General features: G+C 71.9%; 2 protein-coding genes. Both read right to left on the reverse strand.

All coding sequences use genetic code 11. The features are described 5' to 3' along the window. Window positions 1–101: 101 nt before the first annotated feature. On the reverse strand, window positions 102–1,832 hold the full coding sequence (locus tag E1265_RS34965) for a cellulase family glycosylhydrolase (RefSeq protein ID WP_347877289.1): 1,731 nt from the start codon (window positions 1,830–1,832) through the stop codon (window positions 102–104). Between the two features lie 523 nt (window positions 1,833–2,355). Further along, window positions 2,356–3,587, reverse strand: a 1,232-nt coding sequence (locus E1265_RS34970; protein WP_132934977.1) for a beta-galactosidase domain 4-containing protein, incomplete at its 5' end; no start/stop codon positions are given.

Genomic DNA, 3,587 nt, shown 5'->3' on the forward strand with positions numbered 1-3,587 from the left:
CGGCAACGCGCCCCGCCCGGCGGCCGGCCGCCGGGCGGGGCGCGTTGCCGCGCTCAGGTGCCCGCCGGCGACCGGCCGCTCGGTGGAAAGCGCCGGGGCTGTCAGCCGGCCGTGCCGGTGACAGTGGTCCCCGACCTGGTCAGCGTGTAGGTGACGGTCTCACCGCTCCAGAAGTGGAACGTGAGCCGCACCGTGGAGTTGTCATTGACCGCGTCGAAGAACGCCTGGGGCAGCGTGATCCGGCCTGCTCCGTAGTCGGGCGAGAAGGCGATGCCGAACTCCTTGTAGGAGGTCCAGTCATGCGGCCCCGCGTTGCCGCCGTCGGCGTAGACCGCCTCCATGGTGGCGAGTTGGTCGCCGTTGAACGCGGTCGGGATGGTCAGGCCGCCGGTGGTGCCGGTGGCGTTCTGCAGCACCGGGGTGGCGTAGGTGATGACGTGCACGTCCCACGGCGCCCCGCTGTCGAAGCGGAGTGAGAGCGTCGCGTTGACGCCGTGCCCCTGGCCCTCCGTGAGGCGCGCCAGGGTGGCGCCGGTGACGGTGAGCCGGTCGCCGTCGACGGTGTAGTCCTGGCCGCGCACCAGCTCCGCCGAGCCGTTGAGCACGGAGGTCAGGCTGTTGCCGTTGAGGTTCAGCGTGAGCGTCGCGTCCGCCGGGGCCTGGCCGGCGCGCACGAAGATCTGGTCGCTGGAGGCCGTCGCCGAGTCCGTGGTCCAGCTGGACCGGATCTGCCGGTACAGGCTCGGGTCCCGCCAGGTGAGCGCGGCACGGTCGAAGTGCTGGCCGTTGTCCCACCACATCGTGGTCAGCTGCCGCTGGCGGGCGTAGGAGCCGAAGTACTCGAAGAACTTCAGCGTCTCGCCGTGTTGGACGGTGCCGAGGCTCCGGTCGAAGCCGAGCAGGCCGTACTCGCCGACGATGACCGGGATGCCCTGGGAGACGAACGTGTTGTACACGCGGTCGAAGTTGGCGGTCACGTCCTGCCGCACCTCGTCGTTGAACCGGGTGTAGCCGGCGATGTTCGTGCTGAACGGCCAGAAGCCGTAGTAGTGGACGGTGGCCGCGAGGTTGGGGTCGTTGAGCGAGGCGATGGTGTCGACCAGCGGGTCGAGCCTGGCCTGCTCGGAGTTGGTGTGCAGGGTCGGCAGGACGAGCACGCGGTCGGCGTTGTTGCCGCCGGTGCCGCGGACGATGGAGTGGAAGGTGGTGTTGAGCTCGTCCAACAGCTCGAACTCCTGGGCCTCACCCGTGCTGCCGGTGAACTGCGGCTCGTTGACGCTCTCCAGCAGCAGCTCGGGGGGCGCGTCGCGGAAGCGTTCGGCGATCTGCGTCCAGGTCGCGGTGTAGCGGTCCAGCACCGCGTCGTGCTGGGTCGGCATGTCCCTGATCCACTGCCAGGAGTCGTGGTGGGTGTTCAGCAGCACGTACAGGCCCTCGTCCAGGGCCATGTCCACGACCTCCTCGACCCGGTCCATCCAGGCCGCGTCGATCGTGTGGTTCGGGGCACCGCCCTGGTGGTCGGTCCAGGTCACGGGGAGCCGGATGCTGTTGAAGCCCTGGTCGTGGATGGCGGCGAGCAGTTCGCGGGTGATCCGCGGATTCCCCCACGACGTCTCGTCGGGGATGGCGTCCAGGGTGTTGCCCACGTTCCAGCCCGGCTGCATGGCCGCGACCGTCTCCTCCGCGGTGGAGGCCCGGCGTGGACGCTCTCGCTCTCGCTCGGCCGCCGGGTCCTCGCCCGGGCCGGTGGTCAGCGCGGTGGCCTGCATGGCCGACAGGCCGAGCAGGGCCACCACGAGGGCGGCCAGGAGACTGTGCCTTCGGTGCTTCACCGTCGTCCCTTTCTACGGGGGTGGGGGGTCAGGGCGGCTCGTGCCCCAGCGAGGTTGACGAGGAGCAACCGCCCCCAGGTCGCGTCGGCGTGCCCGGCGGCGGAGGGCGGCGGCATGCCACCGGCCGCGGCGGAGGTGATCGGACGGGGGCGATCGCGCTGGGGGCGATCGCGCTGAGGGCGGGGTAACTCTCTCCGGCTCTGTCCAGGGTGTGGGGTCGGCATGACGTCAGCCCCTTCGCGGCTCTGCCTCATCGCACGATCCGTCAGATGTGTGATGCATGGTCGAAGCGCTTCAACGTTGGCTGAGGTTAGGAGCCCTCGGCGGGTCGCACAAGCCCTGCGGCAGAAGTCCTATGGGGGGGAGTTGGCTACGTTGCCGGCGGAAGGCGGCGGGTGCGTCGGGTTGTTGCTGCCGGGGCACCTTGACGGAAGCATGGCTATCGTCGATCATCGAAGCGCTTCGACGCCACACGCCACACGCCCATGCCCACGCCCGGGTGGGCGTGGGCATGGGCGTGGCCTCAGTGCCGGCCCAGCGCGGTGAACGCGAGGCGGAACTCCGTCGGTGCCACCGTGAGCTCATACTGCGGGAGCGGGCCGTCGTCCCACGGCTCGGAGCCGAGGCCCTGCTGGGCGTCGTCGATGTTGACCCAGACGGTGCCGCCCGGAACCAGGTCCGTGGTGTGCTCGGCGGCGTCCAGCTGATGGCTGGTCCAGCGGCGGGCGGTGAACCAGAAGGAGTCGGTCAGGGCGGTGACGCGCAGCCCGTCGCCGCCCGCGTCGCGGAGTTCGGCCCACCGGACGTCGGAGCGGGCGCCGTTCTCCTGGGGGCGGACGTAGGGGGTTCCCAGGTCGTCGACGGTCATCGCGTAGCGGCCGAGGCGGGAGGCGGCGCAGGAGTCGGGGTACGCCTCTCCCGGGCCGCCGCCGTACCAGGCGGCGCGGTCGTACTCCGCCGGCAGGCCGAGCAGCAGGCCCAGGCGAGGCAGCGGGCAGGGCCACTCGCCGTCGGGCGTGACGGCGACCTCGAGCAGGAGCTCGTCGTCGCCGGCCGTCCATCGGTAGTCCGTGTACAGGCCGAGGTCGGTGGCGGCCGGGGCGACCCGGGTGCGGACCGTCAGGCTCTCACCGTCGACGTCGACCGCGTCGACGCGGTGCTGCATCCGGTGGAGGCCGATCCTCCGCCAGGTCGCGCCCAGGGGCTCCTCGGCGAGCCAGGGGCCGCCCCTGTCGTTGTCGGTCGTGGCCCGCCACACGTCAAGGCGCGGGCCCTGGTGGAGGGCGAGGCCGCCGAGCGCGGTGAGCGTGCCGGTCGCGGCGTCGAACACGGCCGGGCCGAGACGCAGGGCGTCGCCCTCGCGGCGCGGCGCGAAGCGGGCGGCGGGCGGCTCGGGGAGGCGTCGCGGCACGGCGGTGAGCTGGGCCCAGGCGACGAGGTGGCCGCGCTGGGCCCAGGTGGTGTCGGCGGCGAGCTCGGCGCCGATGGTCCACACGGCCTCGCCGGCCAGGTCACCGCCGGGCGGCGACGGCAGTTTGACGTCCGTGGCGGCGCCGGGGGCGAGCGGCGGGACGGTCAGCCGGCCGCTGGCCACCGCCTCGCCCTCGACGTCGTAGGTCCAGGTGAAGGCGAGGTGGGAGGTGTCGGCGAAGTCATGGCCGTTGGTGATCGTGATCTCTCCGGCGGTGGTGTCGCCGGTGATGTGGACCGGTTCGATGACCTTCTTGTACTCGACGAGGGCGGGGGAGGGGGTGC

This window comes from Streptomyces sp. 8K308, from assembly GCF_004348315.1.
GTDB lineage: Bacteria > Actinomycetota > Actinomycetes > Streptomycetales > Streptomycetaceae > Streptomyces.